This is a genomic window from Fructilactobacillus lindneri DSM 20690 = JCM 11027 (genome assembly GCF_002907375.1).
Lineage (GTDB): Bacteria > Bacillota > Bacilli > Lactobacillales > Lactobacillaceae > Fructilactobacillus > Fructilactobacillus lindneri.
In genome coordinates, this window is record NZ_MIYK01000010.1 from 222783 (window position 1) to 238525 (window position 15743).

Consider the following 15743-nt stretch of genomic DNA (forward strand, 5'->3'; position numbering starts at 1 on the left):
AATCGCTTTTTTATTTTCATAGTTGAGACTAAAAAAATCCCGAACTCCAATTGGAATTCAGGATTTTTGTTTAACGATCTGTTGGTGTTAGTACTACTTCATCAGCATAATTCATGTTGGTATTTTCAGGGAAGTAAACACCATACCAGAGAATGAAAGTATAAATGGTAAAAATCTTTTGCATACTTGATTTACCATCAGCATGTTGTTTAAGGATGTAGTCCAAATTGTCAACATTGAAGAATTTTTGGGCAATATCAGAATGAAAGGCTTTTACAATTCGTTCATGATATTTTGGATCATTAATCCATTGTGCAATTGGTGATGGGAATCCAAGTTTTTCTTTTTCAGCTACAACTTTTGGCACTTGGGAAGCAGCTGCTTTTCTAAATGAAACTTTGGTAACCGGTTTGCCATCCTCAAAGGTAATTCGAGTTTTAGTTGGCATTGTAGCTGCGAAGTTAGCAACCACTTTATCAACTAAGGGAGTTCTAACTTCTAAACTATTTGCCATGCTCATTCGATCAGCCTTATGCAAGATATCAAATGGCAACCAAGTATTAATATCGAAGTATTGTTCTTGTGTTACTTCATCCTGGTTAGCGACATCATCGAAAATATGTTTAGTATATTCAGCAGTATCACGATTCAATGCCGGATTCTTCAAGACTTTAGCACGATCAACTTCATCAAAGACGTAGTTAACTCGGTAGTAACGACGCCACAATGGTTCAGCACCACGGATTAAGAAACGACGTCCATGGAAGCGAGGGAACTTAGCGGCAATTTTACCCAAAGCACTACGAATAAATCCAGGAACTAATTTTTGATAACGTTCAAAAGTAAATGCTTCTAGGTAAGTGTTATAACCTCCGAAGAATTCATCTGCACCTTCACCGGAAAGACTAACAGGAACATCTTTTCTAGCTCCTTGGGAAAGATAAAAGAGTTGTGGTGCAGATGGATTAGAAAGTGGTTCATCCATGTAGTACATCATTGTTGGTAAGAAATCAAAATAATCATCACCAGTCATGGTTAAAGCAGTATTAGGCTGGTCGAGTTCTTTGGCAAATTTAGTTGACCAGGATAGTTCACTAAATTTAGAGTCATTGAATCCGATTGAGAAAGAATGAATTGGCTGCAGTTTAGCGGCTTCAGTAAAGACATAACTAGAATCAACTCCACTAGATAAGAAACTACCTACAGGAACATCTGCAATCATATGTGCTTTTACAGAATCGGCAACTAAACCTTCAATTTTTTTTGCATCTTCGTCAATCGTTTGATTATGATCAATGTGGTCGTAATTATATTTGTAGTAAGTATCAGTAGTTACATTACCATCTTTGTAAACAAAATATTGACCAGGCATTACTTTATACACATTTTTAAACATTGTTTCCTTAGAAGGAATAAATTCAAAACTAAGTTGGATTGCCAATAAATCTTCGTTTAATTGTTTGTTAAAGTTGGGATTAGGTAAAAATGCTTTGATTTCTGATCCCCACATAAAGTTTTTACCATCATCATAATAGTAAAGAGGTTTGATACCGAAGTGGTCGCGAGCACCAAAAACTTGGTGTTTCTTTTGGTCATAAATTACAAAGGCAAACATACCACGAAGTTTGCTAAGTAACTTTTTAGGACCCCAGGCTTCATAACCGCGAATTAATACTTCAGAATCACAATCAGTTTTAAAGGTTTGTCCAGCTTCAATTAATTCTTTTTGTAAATCTTTATAATTATAAATTTCACCATTAAAGGTTAAAACATCGGTTTTGTCATCACCATACATTGGTTGAGCTCCGTGAGCTAAATCAATAATTGATAAACGACGAAATCCCATCGAAACGTCTTCATTTTGAAAATATCCGCTATCATCAGGACCACGATGTTTAATCTTATCAGCCATATTTTTGATGGTCTCTTTATTAGCGATGCCATCTTGATTAATATATCCAGTAAATCCACACATATTATTTGCTCCTTTACTTAATTAAATCAGAATTTAAAATTGCTCTACTATCTATTTTACGTGAAATCCTATTTTTTTCCAGCTAAAACCGGTTAACATTTGTCTAAGAAAGGGTTACATTACCGATTAGCTAGGCTTTAGACAAACGTTACATAGTCATTTTACTGTGAGTCGTTTAAGTGGGAAAATAATGGCCATTAAGATACTAGCTGTCATAGTGATTGTTAAAATTACTAGTCCAATTAAATTTATTGGATTATGAATTAAAGCTAAATTGTGATAAATATAAACATTTAAAATATACCCAGTTGCAACCACCACAAGAAAGATTAGGGGAACAACAATCATTAATTTTCGCATCAAAGGTTGATTATCAGTAATTGTTTTCCAATGACTTTCGTAGAGAAAAATAATTGATAAATCAATAATTAAAAGTGGGGTAATCCAGAGATTTTTAAGTGAAAATGGAGTTAATAAAATCACTAAACTAGCTAAAATTAAAATTAAGTCAAAATAATAAGCATATTTACTAATATAACCCCAACGCTTATAACGAATTAATTTGGTACGATAACTTATTTTAGCTTCTTGATTTGATTGTTCGCCATCGCTAATTAATTGACTAGTAGGGATGTGATATAAATCGGCTAGCTTGTTAACGAGTTCAAAGTTCGGAAGACTACGCCCAGTTTCCCAGCTGAAAATAGTTTTTCGCGAAACATTTAATTGTTTAGCAACTTCTGATTGGGTTAAATTTTGCTGCTGGCGAGCCTGCTTTAATTTTTCCGCAAGATTCAATGGTCTTTCCTCTTTCATTAATTTTAGGCAATAAAAAAGCTTACTGAATTCCTCCAGTAGGCATTCTTATGCTAAAAGCTTATTTTTTAGGTAATAACTTATTATCTAATCCGGTTCTTACAATTAAAACGTCACAAGGGGCATGACTATTAACGAAGCTGGCAACTGAACCTTCAAAGATTCTTTCAGCAGCATTTTTGCCAGTTGCTCCCATCATAATTAAGTCGGTATCGTAATCATGAGTGAAGTCATAAGTAATAATATTTTTAGGACTACCAAAGCGAACGTGCATATGAATATCAGTAATTCCAGTTTTTTCTTTAGTAGTTTTAACTAAATCTTTTAGATAAGAGATTTGATCGTCAACCATTTGAGTAATGGCATCACTATCAATCACTCCATAACTAAATCCAAAACTAGTGGTATTTAGCACATTTAAAACATCGACACGGGCTTGATTACGCATAGCCACTTCAGCAGCTTTGAGTAAGGTATCTTCAGAAAGTTTAGAACCATCAACAGGAACTAAGATACGTTTGTATTCATTTAACATAATGATCCTCCAATTAATTTTTAACCGGTAGCACTTGTTCAGCAACAGCTAAAAGATGCTGATTTATTTTTTGTTGTAATTCATTTAGCCAAAACCCATCTTGTAGATCTAAGATTTGATCTAACGCATAAACATATAAATGATAATTATGTGGTTGATCAGGAGGGGTAGGACCAGTGTAATGTTCGTTTAAAACTGGATTTTGCTCATTAATCAAACCGCCGGCAAGACTATTTTTTCCTAAAGTCATTTTAATACTATCGTCTTGACTACTATTTTCTGGTATTTGAGTTGTTTTTGGATCAATATTAGCCGCTACCCAATGAATAAAAGTAAAACCACAAACTGGAATAGCATCGTCATCTAACAAAACAATGGCTAAAGAAGCCGTTTTCTCTGGTACTGATGCAATTTTAATTGGAAAAGAAACAATTGGATTAGTACCAATTTTATCTTTAGCAGGCGCATGTTTAGTGTATTTATCGGGTAAATATCCATTTACTAGTGGAACATTAATTTTCATAATCAATTCCTCCTATTTTTATTATAACTTAAAAATAAATGAATATAAAAAATAAGGAGTCCGAAAACTCCTTATTTAACGAAAGTCAGAACATAAAATCCTTGTCCATTTTGGGTAATTGTGTAGTTATTATAACCAGCAGCAAGCCATTGACTTTGTGTTGTTTTAGCCCAATTTTTGGCATCTTCAACTGAGTTAAAGGTGCGTGATTGACTAAATCCTGAGTCTGTAGTTTGCGAGCTTGTTTTTGCTGTTGATTTTGGAGCAGTTGTAACAGTGTTCGTATTGTTCTGAATGCTGTTAGACGAAGTTGCTGATTTGGAATCTATGGATTTAGATTCCATTTTGTTAGAATTTGTTTCATTTGAATTCTTAGTAGCGGCTGGCTTAGATTTTTTATGTTCAGATTTTGAATCTTTATTTGTAGTTGACTTTTGGCTTGATGCAACTTTTGCAGTTGTAGGTTTATTTGCTTTAGAACTTGTATGTTTGTTGATTTCATGACGAATACCAAATGCCAATGCTAAAACGATGATAACCATGCCTAAAATCCAGGGCCAAATCAATGCTTTTTTACGCGTTCTTCGTTTTTGACCATCAACATTAAAATCGTAACGCTGGTATCTTGAGTCTGGATCTTGATTTTTCATAATTTCCTCCATCCATTCCAAGAGACTAATAATGACATGGTCTAAAAAGACGCATGTCATTATTAATGTTATCTATTAATTTTTAATCTTATCATTAACAGCCTTTGCATTATTCATTTCTTTAGTATTTTGGTAACTGTTAACACCCCAATAGAAGAAAAATAATGCAGCAAAAATAATAACAATAAAGTCGTAAGGATAGTGAATCCAGTTTTGTCCACCAAATGGTGTGGAACCAATATATGAAAAAGCAGACATGAAAGCTAGATAAATTAGCATCCATAGACTTCCTCTGAATTTTTTACGCCAGTTTTTCCAATTTAGCTTTACTTCATAGAAGAAGTAGAATGGCAAACCTAAGACGATTACTAAAATAACTTCGACAGTAGTAGGCCACATTGCCCAGTAAATTGCTAAACTAGCAAGAACGAATGAGAATGGGGCAACAATATTTGGAATATTAATAGTAACCGGACGTTTGAATTGTGGAGCATGTTTCCGTAATGCGATCAATGTAACCGGTCCAGTCACATAAGCAATCAAAGTAGAAGTGGAAATAACACTAGCTAAGATAGCCCAGTTTTTGAAGATTGAAACTAAGATACAACTAATAATCCAGTTGGCAATCATGGCAACACGAGGAGTTCCCCATTTTTTGTCGATTTTTCCAAGAATTTTTGGCATATGACCATTTTGAGTCATGGCAGCCAAAGTACGACTGGTTGATGCTACGAAAGAAACTCCAGTATCAAATGGTGATACGAAAGCATCTAAGTACAATAGAATAACCAACCAGTTAATGTTTAACATAATTGCTAAGTCAGCGAATGGAGATTCAAAGTTGATCCCGTGCCAACCATATTTGGCAATCATTGATGGTTTCAAAGCTCCAATGAAAGTGAATTGTAACATTACATAAATCACAATACTAATAAGAAGAGCAATTACAATCCCACGCCAGATATTTTTCTTAGGATTAGTGATTTCATCTCCAACGTTAATAACAGTTTGAAAGGCATTGTAAGAGAAAATAATCCCAGAAACAGTTGTTGCAGCAAAGATAGGGGCAGTTCCATATGGTAAGAATCCGCCAAAATGTGGATTGTTAAAGTTACCAGTATGGAAACCAGAAATGATCAACATAACGATAGTAACAGTTGGAACTACTAATTTGAAAATAGAAGTTAAACTTGTGAAACGAGTCAATAAGTTAACTGACCAGTAATTTAATAGCGTGAAAACTAAAATAAAAATGAAAACTACCATTAAACCAAGAGTAGTAACGGTTCCATTGGCAACAAAACCGTGAGTCCAACTTGCCCAAGACCAAGGTCATGAGCTCATGTATTGAACTGCAGCAACTGCTTCAATTGGAAGTAATGTTACTAATGAAACCCAGTTAGCCCAAGAGGCAATGAAACCAAGTAGCGGACCATGGGTATAGCCGGCATACTTACTCATTCCTCCACTTTCTGGGAACATAGTACCAAGTTCGATATAAATATAAGCAATGGCACCAATTACGATGGCCCCGATAATCCAGGAAATGATGGCAGCCGGACCGGAAATTTTTGCAGCTTCCCATGATCCAAATAACCACCCTGAACCAATAATTGAACTTAAAGCTAACATTACGACACTAAACAAAGACATTTTTGGCTTTGCTACACCGTTGTTGTTATTTTTAGTCATATATAAAATTAAATTCCTTTCTTAAAATCTATAAGGTTTATTTTTCGTATTCTCTAATTTCAATCAAGTTGCCAGCAGGGTCGTTAATATAAAGCGAAACAGCAGTTTTGTTTTTTAGAGTGCTTTTCACCGGTCCCTTTATAATTTCAATAAAATAATTTGCTAAATGCTGTTGAATTGTATGAAGAGAATCCTTTGCAAGAATACTGAATGTTGTCGAACCAACTGTTGGATGATCAGCTGTGAGATCTTCATTTTCAGGAGTTCGACACACTAATTTTTGTTTACCTAATTGAAAAATCATTTTAGTATTTCCTTCATAGATAATTGAAAGGTCGAGAACCTCATGGTAAAAACGGGTTGCTTGTTCCAAGTCGTCAACCGTTAATTCAATATAATCTATGTCTTGTACTCTCAAATATCTCAACTCCTTTTCAAAAAGATACATACTAGTATAACATTAATCCTAAATTGACTCCAATTTAATTCGCATGTTACTGTTATAGTTAGGTATTGAAAGGAATTCGGGTGAAATAAATGGCGCTATTAGATGTAACAGATTTAAGTATGAGTTTTGCAGATAAAAAACTATATTCCAATGCTAGCTTTCAATTAAATAAAGGCGAACATATGGGTGTGGTCGGTCAAAACGGAGTAGGTAAATCTACTTTAATTAAAATTTTGACTGGAAAAGAATTACCAGAGTCAGGCTCGATTAAGTGGCAAAAAGGAACTAAAGTTGGATACTTGGATCAATATGTTGATATTCCAGATGGAATGACACTAATTGATTTTTTGCATACCGCTTTTGCTGATTTATATGAAAAAAATGAGCGGATGACTCAGTTATACAATGAGTATGCTGAAACAATGGATGATGACTTAATGGAAAAAGCCGGACGGATTTCAGAACAACTGGAAGCGGACGATTTTTATGACATTGAAACAAAAGTCGAACAAGTAATTACAGGGTTAGGTCTTGATGATATTGGTCGAGATCATGAGATTGCTAACATGAGTGGAGGACAACGTTCTAAGATTATTTTGGCCAAGCTGATTTTAGAAAATCCAGATGTACTCTTGTTGGATGAACCAACTAACTATTTAGATACATCACATATTGAGTGGTTAAAAGATTATCTGAATAGTTTTTCAGGAGCAGCAATCATCATTTCTCATGATTATGATTTTTTGGAACCCGTTACAAATTGTATTGTAAATGTAGCGTTTGGCAAAATTACCAAATATCGAGGTGATTTTAAGTCTGCAATGCGTCAAAAGGATGAAAAAATCAAAACCCAGCAACGTGAATACGAAAAACAACAAGTTGAGATTGGCAAAGCTAAAAAATTCATTCAGAAGTTTAAGGCCGGTAGTCGATCAACTTTAGCTAAATCACGAGAAAAGATGCTTGATCGAATGGATGTGGTTGAGCCGCCTAAAAGTAATATTAAAGCAGAATTTAACTTTCCGTATGAAGAAACTGGTTCTCAAAACGCTTTGGTGGTCAATGAGTTATCCGTTGGCTATGACAAACCATTGTTAAGTCCAGTGACTTTCTCGGTTGATACTGATCAAAAGGTTGGTTTGCAAGGGTTTAATGGGGTTGGTAAATCAACTTTAATTAAAAGTATTTTAGGAATTATCAAGCCCTTAGGGGGAACTGCTACTTTTTCACCATCTGTTAAAATTAATTATTTTAGTCAGGACTTGGTATGGGATAATCCAGATGCAACTCCAATGCAGATTATTCAGGATAAGTATCCAAAACTCACGCAAAAAGAGATTCGAAGTAAATTAGCACGAGCTGGATTAGATGCTTCTAATGCTTTTAAAAAAATTAGTACTTTATCCGGTGGAGAACAAGTCAAAATTAAGTTGGCATTGATGGAATTTGTACCTAGTAACTTCTTAATTCTTGATGAACCTTCTAATCATTTGGATGATGAGACGAAAGAATCGTTGAAAAAAGCTATTAAGAAATTTCCTGGAAATGCGATTGTGGTTAGTCATGAGGCAAGTTTTTATGAAGGTTTAGCTGATAAAAAAATTGATGTTGAAAAATTGAGTTTAAAATAAACCGAATAAAATAAAAGGCGTTCCTTTGAAAGGTTCGCCTTTTATTTTATTTAATAGGGCTATAAAGATTGCAAAAAAGAGTAGATTTCGATAGGATAGTAACAATTTAATCAAAAATAAAAAAGGAGTGATCACGATGTTAACGCGGGCCGAGATTCAAAGATTTCCGAAAGCTGAACTTCACTGTCATTTAGATGGGTCGATTAAGCCGCATACTTTACGAAAAATTGCGAGAAGACAAGGAAAATTAGTTGATGCCAGTATTTTGGAAGTGACTGATGCCATGGTAAGTTCCAAAGATGTCCAAAATCTAAATGATTATTTAAAAACATTTGATTTTGTGGTTCAGTTTTTACAAACTGCACCAGCTTTAGAAATGGCTGCTTATGATGTGATGGAACAAGCTCATGCTGATGGTGTTCGTTATATTGAAATTCGTTTTGCCCCAAGTTTATCAACTAAACAAGGACTGACAGTTGCAGAAACAATTGAATCAGTTGCTAAAGGAATTGCTAAAGCCGAACATGATTTTAAAATGTTTGGTAATATATTAGTTTGTGGCATGCGGACGGATGATGAACAAGCAGTAAGGCAGCTCTTTCAGCAATCAATGTCAGAAAAAATAGTCGGTATGGATTTAGCGGGTCCAGAAGCTGACGGCTTTGTGAACACTTATCAAGATGCTTTAAAGCTGGTAGTTGATAATCAAGACGTCCAGTTAACTTTACATGCTGGTGAATGTGGTTGTCCTCAAAATGTACAGGCAGCTGTGGAAGCTGGTAGTAAACGTATTGGTCATGGAATTGCGATTAAAGGCGATGAAAAAGTTGAAAAATTATTAAGAGATCGTGATATTTGCATTGAAGGTTGTCCAACGAGCAACGTTCAAACTAAAGCGATTGCTAATTTAGCTGATTATCCATTTCAGCGTTGGATGCAACAAGGACAACAGCTGTGCATCAATACTGATAATCGTACCGTTTCTGACACTAATTTAACTGAAGAATATTATCAAATGGCAAAATATAACGGCATGACAAAAGATCAATTACGTCAATGTAATGAGAATGCTATTCGTCATTCATTTGCAGATGAGTCAGTTAAGGATAAAATATTAAAAGAAATTTTCGAATTTGAAATTACAAATTAATAAAAACGCTTCCGAATTATTATCAAGTTTGATAATGCATTTCGAAAGCGTTTTTTAATTATTTATTTTGATTAAAAGTACCATTTTCAACTTGTTTAATGAAAGTTGCCAAATGATCGTAGTAGACAGGAGCGTTGTCAATCATGTGGTGATGACCACCTTCTGGAGTTGAAACGAATTGAGCATTTGGAATCATTTTTGCCATTCGTTTTCCAGTTTCCATTGGCATAGTTTCATGTTCACCAAAGGTAACTAAGGTTGGTACCTTGATATCTTTGAGATGATCAGTGAAATTCCAATCTTTTAGTTTTCCAGTAATGACGAATTCGTTATCGCCTTGGAAAGCATTGTAGAGTGGAACACTCATAGTGTCGATTAAATGAGCAATTGCAGCTGGTTTTTTCCGGTCAACATATTGATCGTTTAATTTTTGAACTAATTTTTGATAACGGTCGTTATCGTAGTTATTTTCAGTTTCACATTTTTGCATGTAAGCCAGCTCATCAGGAGTCAAAGCTTCTTTTCTAATCTGATTTAAATGCTTAGTATAATCATCAATACGATCAACCATTGATGAAATAATGGCACCTTTCAAGTGATCACCATATTTAGCAGCGTACATTTGGACTAATGCTCCGCCCCATGATTGACCAATTAAATAGAATTTGTCGATACCTAATTTTTGTCGAACTTCTTCAACTTCATCAACAAAATATTCATAAGTTTCAATATTTTTAGCAACTTCAGGATCATCCCAGTCAGGAGTGTCTGAATACCAAGAACCTAGTTGATCGTACATATGAACTTGGACATTTAAGCCTTGTTTTTTAAGTTGTTTAGCAGTATCTTCCCAATATTCGTGAGTTCCACCAGGTCCACCGTGTAATGCTAATAAGTGAATATCTCCTTCACCTTGCGTGTTAGTCCATAAGTGATATCCATTGTCTAATGTAATTATTTTTGTTCCCTGTTTCATATTTACACCTACTTTTTAAATTTACTTCCATGATACCACTATCGATAAAATGTAAGGGAGTGGAATGTTTCAAATTATGATTAAAGCCAATGAATGATTTTTGTGAAAGTTTCGGCATTTTCACGACTATGGTGATGACCATTATTCTTTGCTTTTCCTACAGGCAAAAGCAAGATTGGTGACCAATTATTGGGTAAATCTAAATATTTCATAACTTTATCAAATTCAATTCCACGCATTGGGACTGAATCATAGCCATAAGCTCTTAATACATGCATGAGATTCATACTAAACAAACCGATATCTAATCTTAAGCCTTCTTCTTCTCGATCTTCTGGATGAACAGAAAAGTATTTTTCAATTCGCTGTTGTTTTTCTGCTACTTGCAATTCCGTAATGAGATGATATTTTAAACTCGCATTAATCAAATTTTCAATTTTATAATTTTGTTTGTCTCCTAAGATTAAAAAGAGTGCTGAAGCTTCGGAAACATGTTCTTGATTATATGAAAATATTTTTAATTTATCTTTGATATGTTGATTTTTAATAACAATTACTTTCCAAGGTTGGGAATTATTGTTAGAAGGAGCATTAGCTGCATGATTTAATATGTCGATAATTTCTTCATCTTTTATTTCAATATTGGGCTGAAAATGTCGTACAGATTTGCGTTGGTCTAATTTATCTAAAAAATCCATAATTATTTGTCCTTTTCCATTAGTTATAGTAACTACACTATAAATAGAAAAAACAAATATGAATAGTACGCACAATTTTGTAACCTGAATTTATAATTAGAAAGGGAGAATAACAATGCAATCAACAACTAATTGGGATTGTGGCATATCAAAAATAATGGATATTTTTGCTGGAAAATGGAAATTGAATATTTTATGGTTGATTTATAAAAATGATGGGATTGGATTTAACCAGTTAAAAAGAAAAGCAGCCGGGATTACTAATATTATGCTTGTCAGGTCTCTAGAAACGCTAGCTACTGAAAAATTAATTTCAAAAAAAGTTTTTGGCAGCCAAGCGCCGGTTCGTTCTGAATATCACTTAACTGATAAAGCCAAAGGGTTAATTCCAATCATGAAAGAATTAAATGAGTGGGGTAAAAATAATTTAATTTGAATATAAATGGACTTGTCTGTGGTTTAACGACTGAATGTTGCGATTATTGGGCTTAAAATGAGTTTCAAACCAGTTTAACTGTTTCATGCTAATTGTTAGTTTAGGATTGTCGATGATAACCCATTCAATGCCTTCAGTTAATGGAGGTGTTGTGAGAGAGCCGAGATAATGATATCCAGTTGGATTATCAGGAATCCAGTCTAGTTGATTAATTTTAATAGATTTAGCTGATTTTTCAATAAAATTATCTATCACTGATTGAATATTTGAGTTGGAATCTCCTAAAGAAACCATCAGGGAAATTACCACGGTTTGTCCAATTTCGTTTTGATGTACTAAATGAATTTCAAAAGGGAATGTTGTTCCATTAATTAAATGTTCGCTAGGAAAATGAAAATGGGTTTGAATGAATTGGAAAGGACGATTGAAAATTATTGCAGAACCATTTCCTAGCAGTTTAATGGTTGTCTGATCGTCTTTTTCGGTCACAAAATTATAAGGCTTTGTTATTTTGAAAGGAATATTTATTTGATGAAAATTAGCATTATGACTGATTAAATTGATGGGAGATTGTTGTTGACCAAAATTGTTAGGCCAATTATCCTGATTGTTATAATTAAGCATCGATTATCTTTCCTTTTTTATTTAAATTAAATTTGATTATTAGATGTTATTCTATTATTAAATACTAGTGTATTATTTTAATAATAACTAGTAAAAATTTGCTAATGTGATTGATGCTTAATATCTCAAAAGACTTATAATAAGTAAGAAGGGAAGTAATTATATGAAAGTCTTAATTATTAATGGTCATGAAAAAGCACCTAGCAACAAAGGTGAGTTAAATCAATCACTTGTAGGTGTCATGGTAAAAAAATTACGCAATGCAAATGATGAAGTACAACTATCTTCAGTCGAAGATTATGATACGATAACTGAAATCAATAAATTTTTATGGGCTGATTTAATCATATTTCAATTTCCAGTATATTGGTTCAATGTTCCTGGTAAATTAAAATTATATTTAGATAACGTTTTACAGCATGGAATTTTTTACGCAGGTGCTTCTGAATATGGACGCGGAGGATTATTACAAGGAAAGAAATTTTTATTCTCGACAACCTGGAACGCACCCATTACAGCATTTAATGATCCAACTAAATTTTTTGCTGGAGCTAGCGTTGATGATGTCTTTCAACCGTTGTATTACGCAATGGAGTATTGTGGTTTGCAGCCCTTGACGAAAAAAAGCATTTCGTTTCATAATGTTATTAGTCATCCTGAATATCAAGCATATAAAAAACAGTTGGAACAATTTATGGATGATTATGTACTTAACCAATAAATTGATTTTTAAAAGACTATCGGTTTCGATTTGGAACTGATAGTCTTTATTTTGGGTTTAAAGCAGTGAATTAGAATGTAATATAATAATAAAGGTAATGACTTTTTAAAAGGAGTATTATGGAATATTTAAGTGGTATGTGTCTAATTTTGATTAGCGCATTGTTAATGGGATATCTTGCAAGTCGGATTGGTTTGCCAACGGTAGTTGGACAAATTGTAGCGGGAATTATTTTAGGCCCAGCAATTTTAGGGATTTTGCAACTTAATCATTTAATTTCAGTTGGCTCGAATTTGGGTATTGTTTTACTAATGTTTTTAGCCGGTTTGGAATGTGATTTTGAACAAGTAAAAAAATATTTGAAATCAGCAACAGGGATTGCAGCTTGTGGAGTGATCTTGCCTATGCTGGTTTTTCTTGCACTAGGATTATTAATGAATCAAGGATTAAAGGATGCACTTTTTTGGGGTGTGATTTTTTCTGCAACTTCGGTTTCAATCAGTGTTGCTGTCTTACAGGAGTTTGGTAAATTGCAGACGGTTGCTGGAGCAGTTATTTTAGGTGCTGCCGTGGTTGATGATGTGATTTCAATTATTCTTTTAAGTTTATTTTCTAGCATTTTTGAATCTCAAGCAGCTAGTCCATTGGTAATCATTGGTATGCAGCTTTTATATTTGATTTTTATCATTGTGATGATCAAATGGATAGTACCAGAGATTATTAAATTGACGTCTCGTTTTAATGATGATATTGCCATTTCGATTGTGGGCATTTGTCTGTGCTTTTTAATGGCTTATTTAGCGGAAGAGGCCCATTTAAGTTCAGTATTAGGTGCCTTTTTTGCAGGAATTGCAGTAGCCATTACTCCTGCTAAGAAAACAGTGATTCATAGTACTAATTTAATTGGTTATTCGTTTTTTATTCCCATCTTTTTTGTTTCAGTGGGGCTAGAACTGAAACTTGTCGGATCATGGCAGGGCTGGTTATTAGTATTGATTATGACAGTTTTAGCAATTCTAACTAAATGGATTGGCTGCGGTGTTGGAGCAAAAATATTTGGATTTGATTGGCATGACAGTAATATTGTTGGTTCTGGAATGGTTTCACGAGGCGAAATGGCCTTAATCATTGCTCAAATTGGCTTATCGAGTCACTTGGTATCTGCAAGCCTGTATTCTGAAATTATTTTAGTAGTAATTTTGACAACCGTTTTGTCGCCAATTATGTTGAAATGGAGTATTAAGAGTGTGTGAACGAAGCTAAATTAAGTTACAATTATTGTAAAGAAAAAGCGAGGCGATGAAGATGGCAAACGAAATTGATGGCGGTGCTGTTGTTTTTATGATGAAGGATAAACAGCCGTTATATTTGTTATTAAAAAGTGCAACTAGTGATTTTTGGGGTTATCCTAAAGGACATGTTGAGGGAAATGAAACCCTAGTGGAAGCAGCTCAGCGAGAAATTAGAGAAGAAACTGGATTGGTTGCCATAATTAATCCGAATTTCACTACTAAGGTTGAATACGATATGAAAAATGGCAATCATAAAATTATTACCTTTTTTGTAGCGGAAGTTTCTACTGATGTAAAAGTTAAGCGCCAAGTTGAAGAAATCAGCGAATATCGTTGGTGTACTTACCAAGAGGCATTCTCATTAGTAACTTATGATAACTTAAGACCACCATTAACAGCTGCTAATCAGTACATTAGGAGCCATTATGAATAACAATCAATACGTCATTGTTTTAACGGGAGCAGCAGGAACGGGTAAGACGTCAGTTCAGGATTATTTACAACAAAAATATGGAATTCCGCGGGTTATCACACATACTACTAGACCGCCACGTCCAGGCGAAAAAAACGGAGTTGAATATTATTTTGAAACGGATGCCAGTTTTGCTAAATTGCACTTGCTAGAAAAAGTGGAATATGCAGGTCATCAATATGGTTCTTCATGGGAAGCCATCCATCGAGCATTACAACAGAATAATATCGTTTCAATCGTGCTGGATACCAAAGGGGCTATTACTTACAAAAAAGAATTGGGCAAGCACGCAATTGTCTTGTTTATGCAGGTTGATAATCAAAATGAATTGCGACAACGAATGTTAAAGCGCGGGGATAAACCCGCTGCAGTTGAGCATCGGATTACGAGTAAAGAAGATATTCGCGATTTAGTGTTGCCAAAACAACTTGTTGGAAAAGCAGAAATTATTAATAATGAAAATTGGCAACAGACTGAAATACAACTTGATAATATTATTAAAAAGTTAACGGATAATTAACTTCTTTTTAATTAAAAAGGTTGATAATAAAAACTACTAAACTGAAGGAGATGAGTACATGAATAAAGTTCCTCCATTTTTAACTCCCTTTGCAATCTTTGCGATTTGTTTGGCATTGGGTGCTACCAACGTGGTAACAAATAAGGTAACTCATACGCAAGAAGGTGCCAAAGTTACGAAGACGACAAATTCGAATAACGACACCAATAATAAAACGGATCAAAATAATAACGATAATAAAACCACATCTAATCCAGATAAAAAAACGGATGATAATAAAGATACAACTGATAATAACCAAAATAATACTGATAAAAACGATAATAATAATTCAACTAAAGATAACAATGAAACAGATACTAACAAACCTGCTAATAATGATAACGATGCCAATAAATCTAATACAAATTCAGGTACTACGTCTAACTCAGACAATGCTGATAACAGTAATAAAAACACAGACAGTAACAAAACAGCTACTACAAGCAACAATGATTCCAGTAATAATAGCGGTAGCTCTGCTAATACCAACGAAGCTACTAAACCAGCTGCTAGTACCACTGCTAGTCAAGGAGGTAATTAAT

At 34.0% G+C, this 15743-nt stretch carries 17 protein-coding genes and 1 pseudogene; 8 read left to right on the forward strand and 10 right to left on the reverse strand.

Features of this window, described 5'->3' with window-relative positions; translation table 11 throughout:
* Positions 1-70: 70 nt before the first annotated feature.
* From asnB to BHU33_RS04015, 7 genes and pseudogenes are all read right to left on the reverse strand, one after another.
* A complete protein-coding gene (gene asnB / locus BHU33_RS03985; RefSeq protein WP_054645931.1) occupies positions 71-1975 on the reverse strand; it encodes an asparagine synthase (glutamine-hydrolyzing) in 1905 nt (634 codons plus the stop codon).
* Positions 1976-2131: 156 nt separating this feature from the next.
* A complete protein-coding gene (locus BHU33_RS03990; RefSeq protein ID WP_065868674.1) occupies positions 2132-2773 on the reverse strand; it encodes a helix-turn-helix domain-containing protein in 642 nt (213 codons plus the stop codon).
* Between the two features lie 79 nt (positions 2774-2852).
* Positions 2853-3326, reverse strand: a complete 474-nt coding sequence (locus BHU33_RS03995; RefSeq protein WP_056997704.1) for a universal stress protein — start codon at positions 3324-3326, stop codon at positions 2853-2855.
* Positions 3327-3339: 13 nt separating this feature from the next.
* On the reverse strand, positions 3340-3849 hold the full coding sequence (locus BHU33_RS04000; protein WP_054645928.1) for a YbhB/YbcL family Raf kinase inhibitor-like protein: 510 nt from the start codon (positions 3847-3849) through the stop codon (positions 3340-3342).
* 71 nt (positions 3850-3920) lie between these two features.
* Positions 3921-4499, reverse strand: a complete 579-nt coding sequence (locus tag BHU33_RS04005) for a hypothetical protein (protein ID WP_054645927.1) — start codon at positions 4497-4499, stop codon at positions 3921-3923.
* Between the two features lie 75 nt (positions 4500-4574).
* Positions 4575-6191 (reverse strand): annotated as a pseudogene (locus tag BHU33_RS04010) (APC family permease).
* 37 nt (positions 6192-6228) lie between these two features.
* Entirely contained in the window at positions 6229-6609 is a 381-nt protein-coding gene (locus BHU33_RS04015; protein WP_054645926.1) for a VOC family protein, read from the reverse strand.
* A gap of 119 nt (positions 6610-6728) precedes the next feature.
* Here BHU33_RS04015 and BHU33_RS04020 point away from each other — a divergent pair, with 119 nt between their 5' ends.
* Both BHU33_RS04020 and add read left to right on the forward strand, forming a co-directional pair.
* Positions 6729-8270 (forward strand): ABC-F family ATP-binding cassette domain-containing protein, encoded by a 1542-nt coding sequence (locus tag BHU33_RS04020; RefSeq protein WP_056997703.1) that lies wholly within the window; start codon positions 6729-6731, stop codon positions 8268-8270.
* Between the two features lie 136 nt (positions 8271-8406).
* Positions 8407-9420, forward strand: coding sequence for an adenosine deaminase (gene add / locus BHU33_RS04025; RefSeq protein WP_054645925.1), 1014 nt, complete (start codon positions 8407-8409; stop codon positions 9418-9420).
* A gap of 58 nt (positions 9421-9478) precedes the next feature.
* Here add and BHU33_RS04030 read toward each other — a convergent pair whose 3' ends face one another.
* Together BHU33_RS04030 and BHU33_RS04035 are read right to left on the reverse strand one after the other, a co-directional pair.
* Positions 9479-10396 carry a proline iminopeptidase-family hydrolase gene (locus BHU33_RS04030; protein WP_054645924.1) on the reverse strand — a complete coding sequence of 306 codons (918 nt, stop codon included), beginning with the start codon at positions 10394-10396 and terminating at the stop codon, positions 9479-9481.
* 80 nt (positions 10397-10476) lie between these two features.
* On the reverse strand, positions 10477-11094 hold the full coding sequence (locus BHU33_RS04035) for a nitroreductase family protein (RefSeq protein ID WP_054645923.1): 618 nt from the start codon (positions 11092-11094) through the stop codon (positions 10477-10479).
* A gap of 115 nt (positions 11095-11209) precedes the next feature.
* Here BHU33_RS04035 and BHU33_RS04040 point away from each other — a divergent pair, with 115 nt between their 5' ends.
* The gene (locus BHU33_RS04040; protein WP_054645922.1) at positions 11210-11530 is read left to right on the forward strand and encodes a winged helix-turn-helix transcriptional regulator; all 321 of its coding nucleotides are present in this window, start codon (positions 11210-11212) and stop codon (positions 11528-11530) included.
* Here the strand turns inward: BHU33_RS04040 and BHU33_RS04045 are convergent.
* Positions 11522-12154, reverse strand: a complete 633-nt coding sequence (locus BHU33_RS04045; RefSeq protein ID WP_054645921.1) for a carbonic anhydrase family protein — start codon at positions 12152-12154, stop codon at positions 11522-11524. The genes BHU33_RS04040 and BHU33_RS04045 overlap by 9 nt on opposite strands.
* A 163-nt stretch (positions 12155-12317) precedes the next feature.
* Between BHU33_RS04045 and BHU33_RS04050 the strand changes: the two genes are divergently transcribed.
* The 5 genes from BHU33_RS04050 to BHU33_RS04070 all read left to right on the forward strand — a co-directional run bounded on the left by BHU33_RS04050 (position 12318) and on the right by BHU33_RS04070 (position 15742).
* Entirely contained in the window at positions 12318-12875 is a 558-nt protein-coding gene (locus BHU33_RS04050; RefSeq protein WP_054645920.1) for an NAD(P)H-dependent oxidoreductase, read from the forward strand.
* Positions 12876-12994: 119 nt separating this feature from the next.
* Positions 12995-14128, forward strand: a complete 1134-nt coding sequence (locus tag BHU33_RS04055; protein WP_054645919.1) for a cation:proton antiporter — start codon at positions 12995-12997, stop codon at positions 14126-14128.
* 52 nt (positions 14129-14180) lie between these two features.
* Positions 14181-14600, forward strand: coding sequence for a bis(5'-nucleosyl)-tetraphosphatase (locus tag BHU33_RS04060; RefSeq protein ID WP_054645918.1), 420 nt, complete (start codon positions 14181-14183; stop codon positions 14598-14600).
* Positions 14593-15159 carry a guanylate kinase gene (locus tag BHU33_RS04065; protein WP_054645917.1) on the forward strand — a complete coding sequence of 189 codons (567 nt, stop codon included), beginning with the start codon at positions 14593-14595 and terminating at the stop codon, positions 15157-15159. Before BHU33_RS04060 ends, BHU33_RS04065 begins: the two co-directional genes overlap by 8 nt.
* 58 nt (positions 15160-15217) lie before the next feature.
* Entirely contained in the window at positions 15218-15742 is a 525-nt protein-coding gene (locus BHU33_RS04070; RefSeq protein ID WP_054645916.1) for a hypothetical protein, read from the forward strand.
* Position 15743 lies beyond the last annotated feature (1 nt).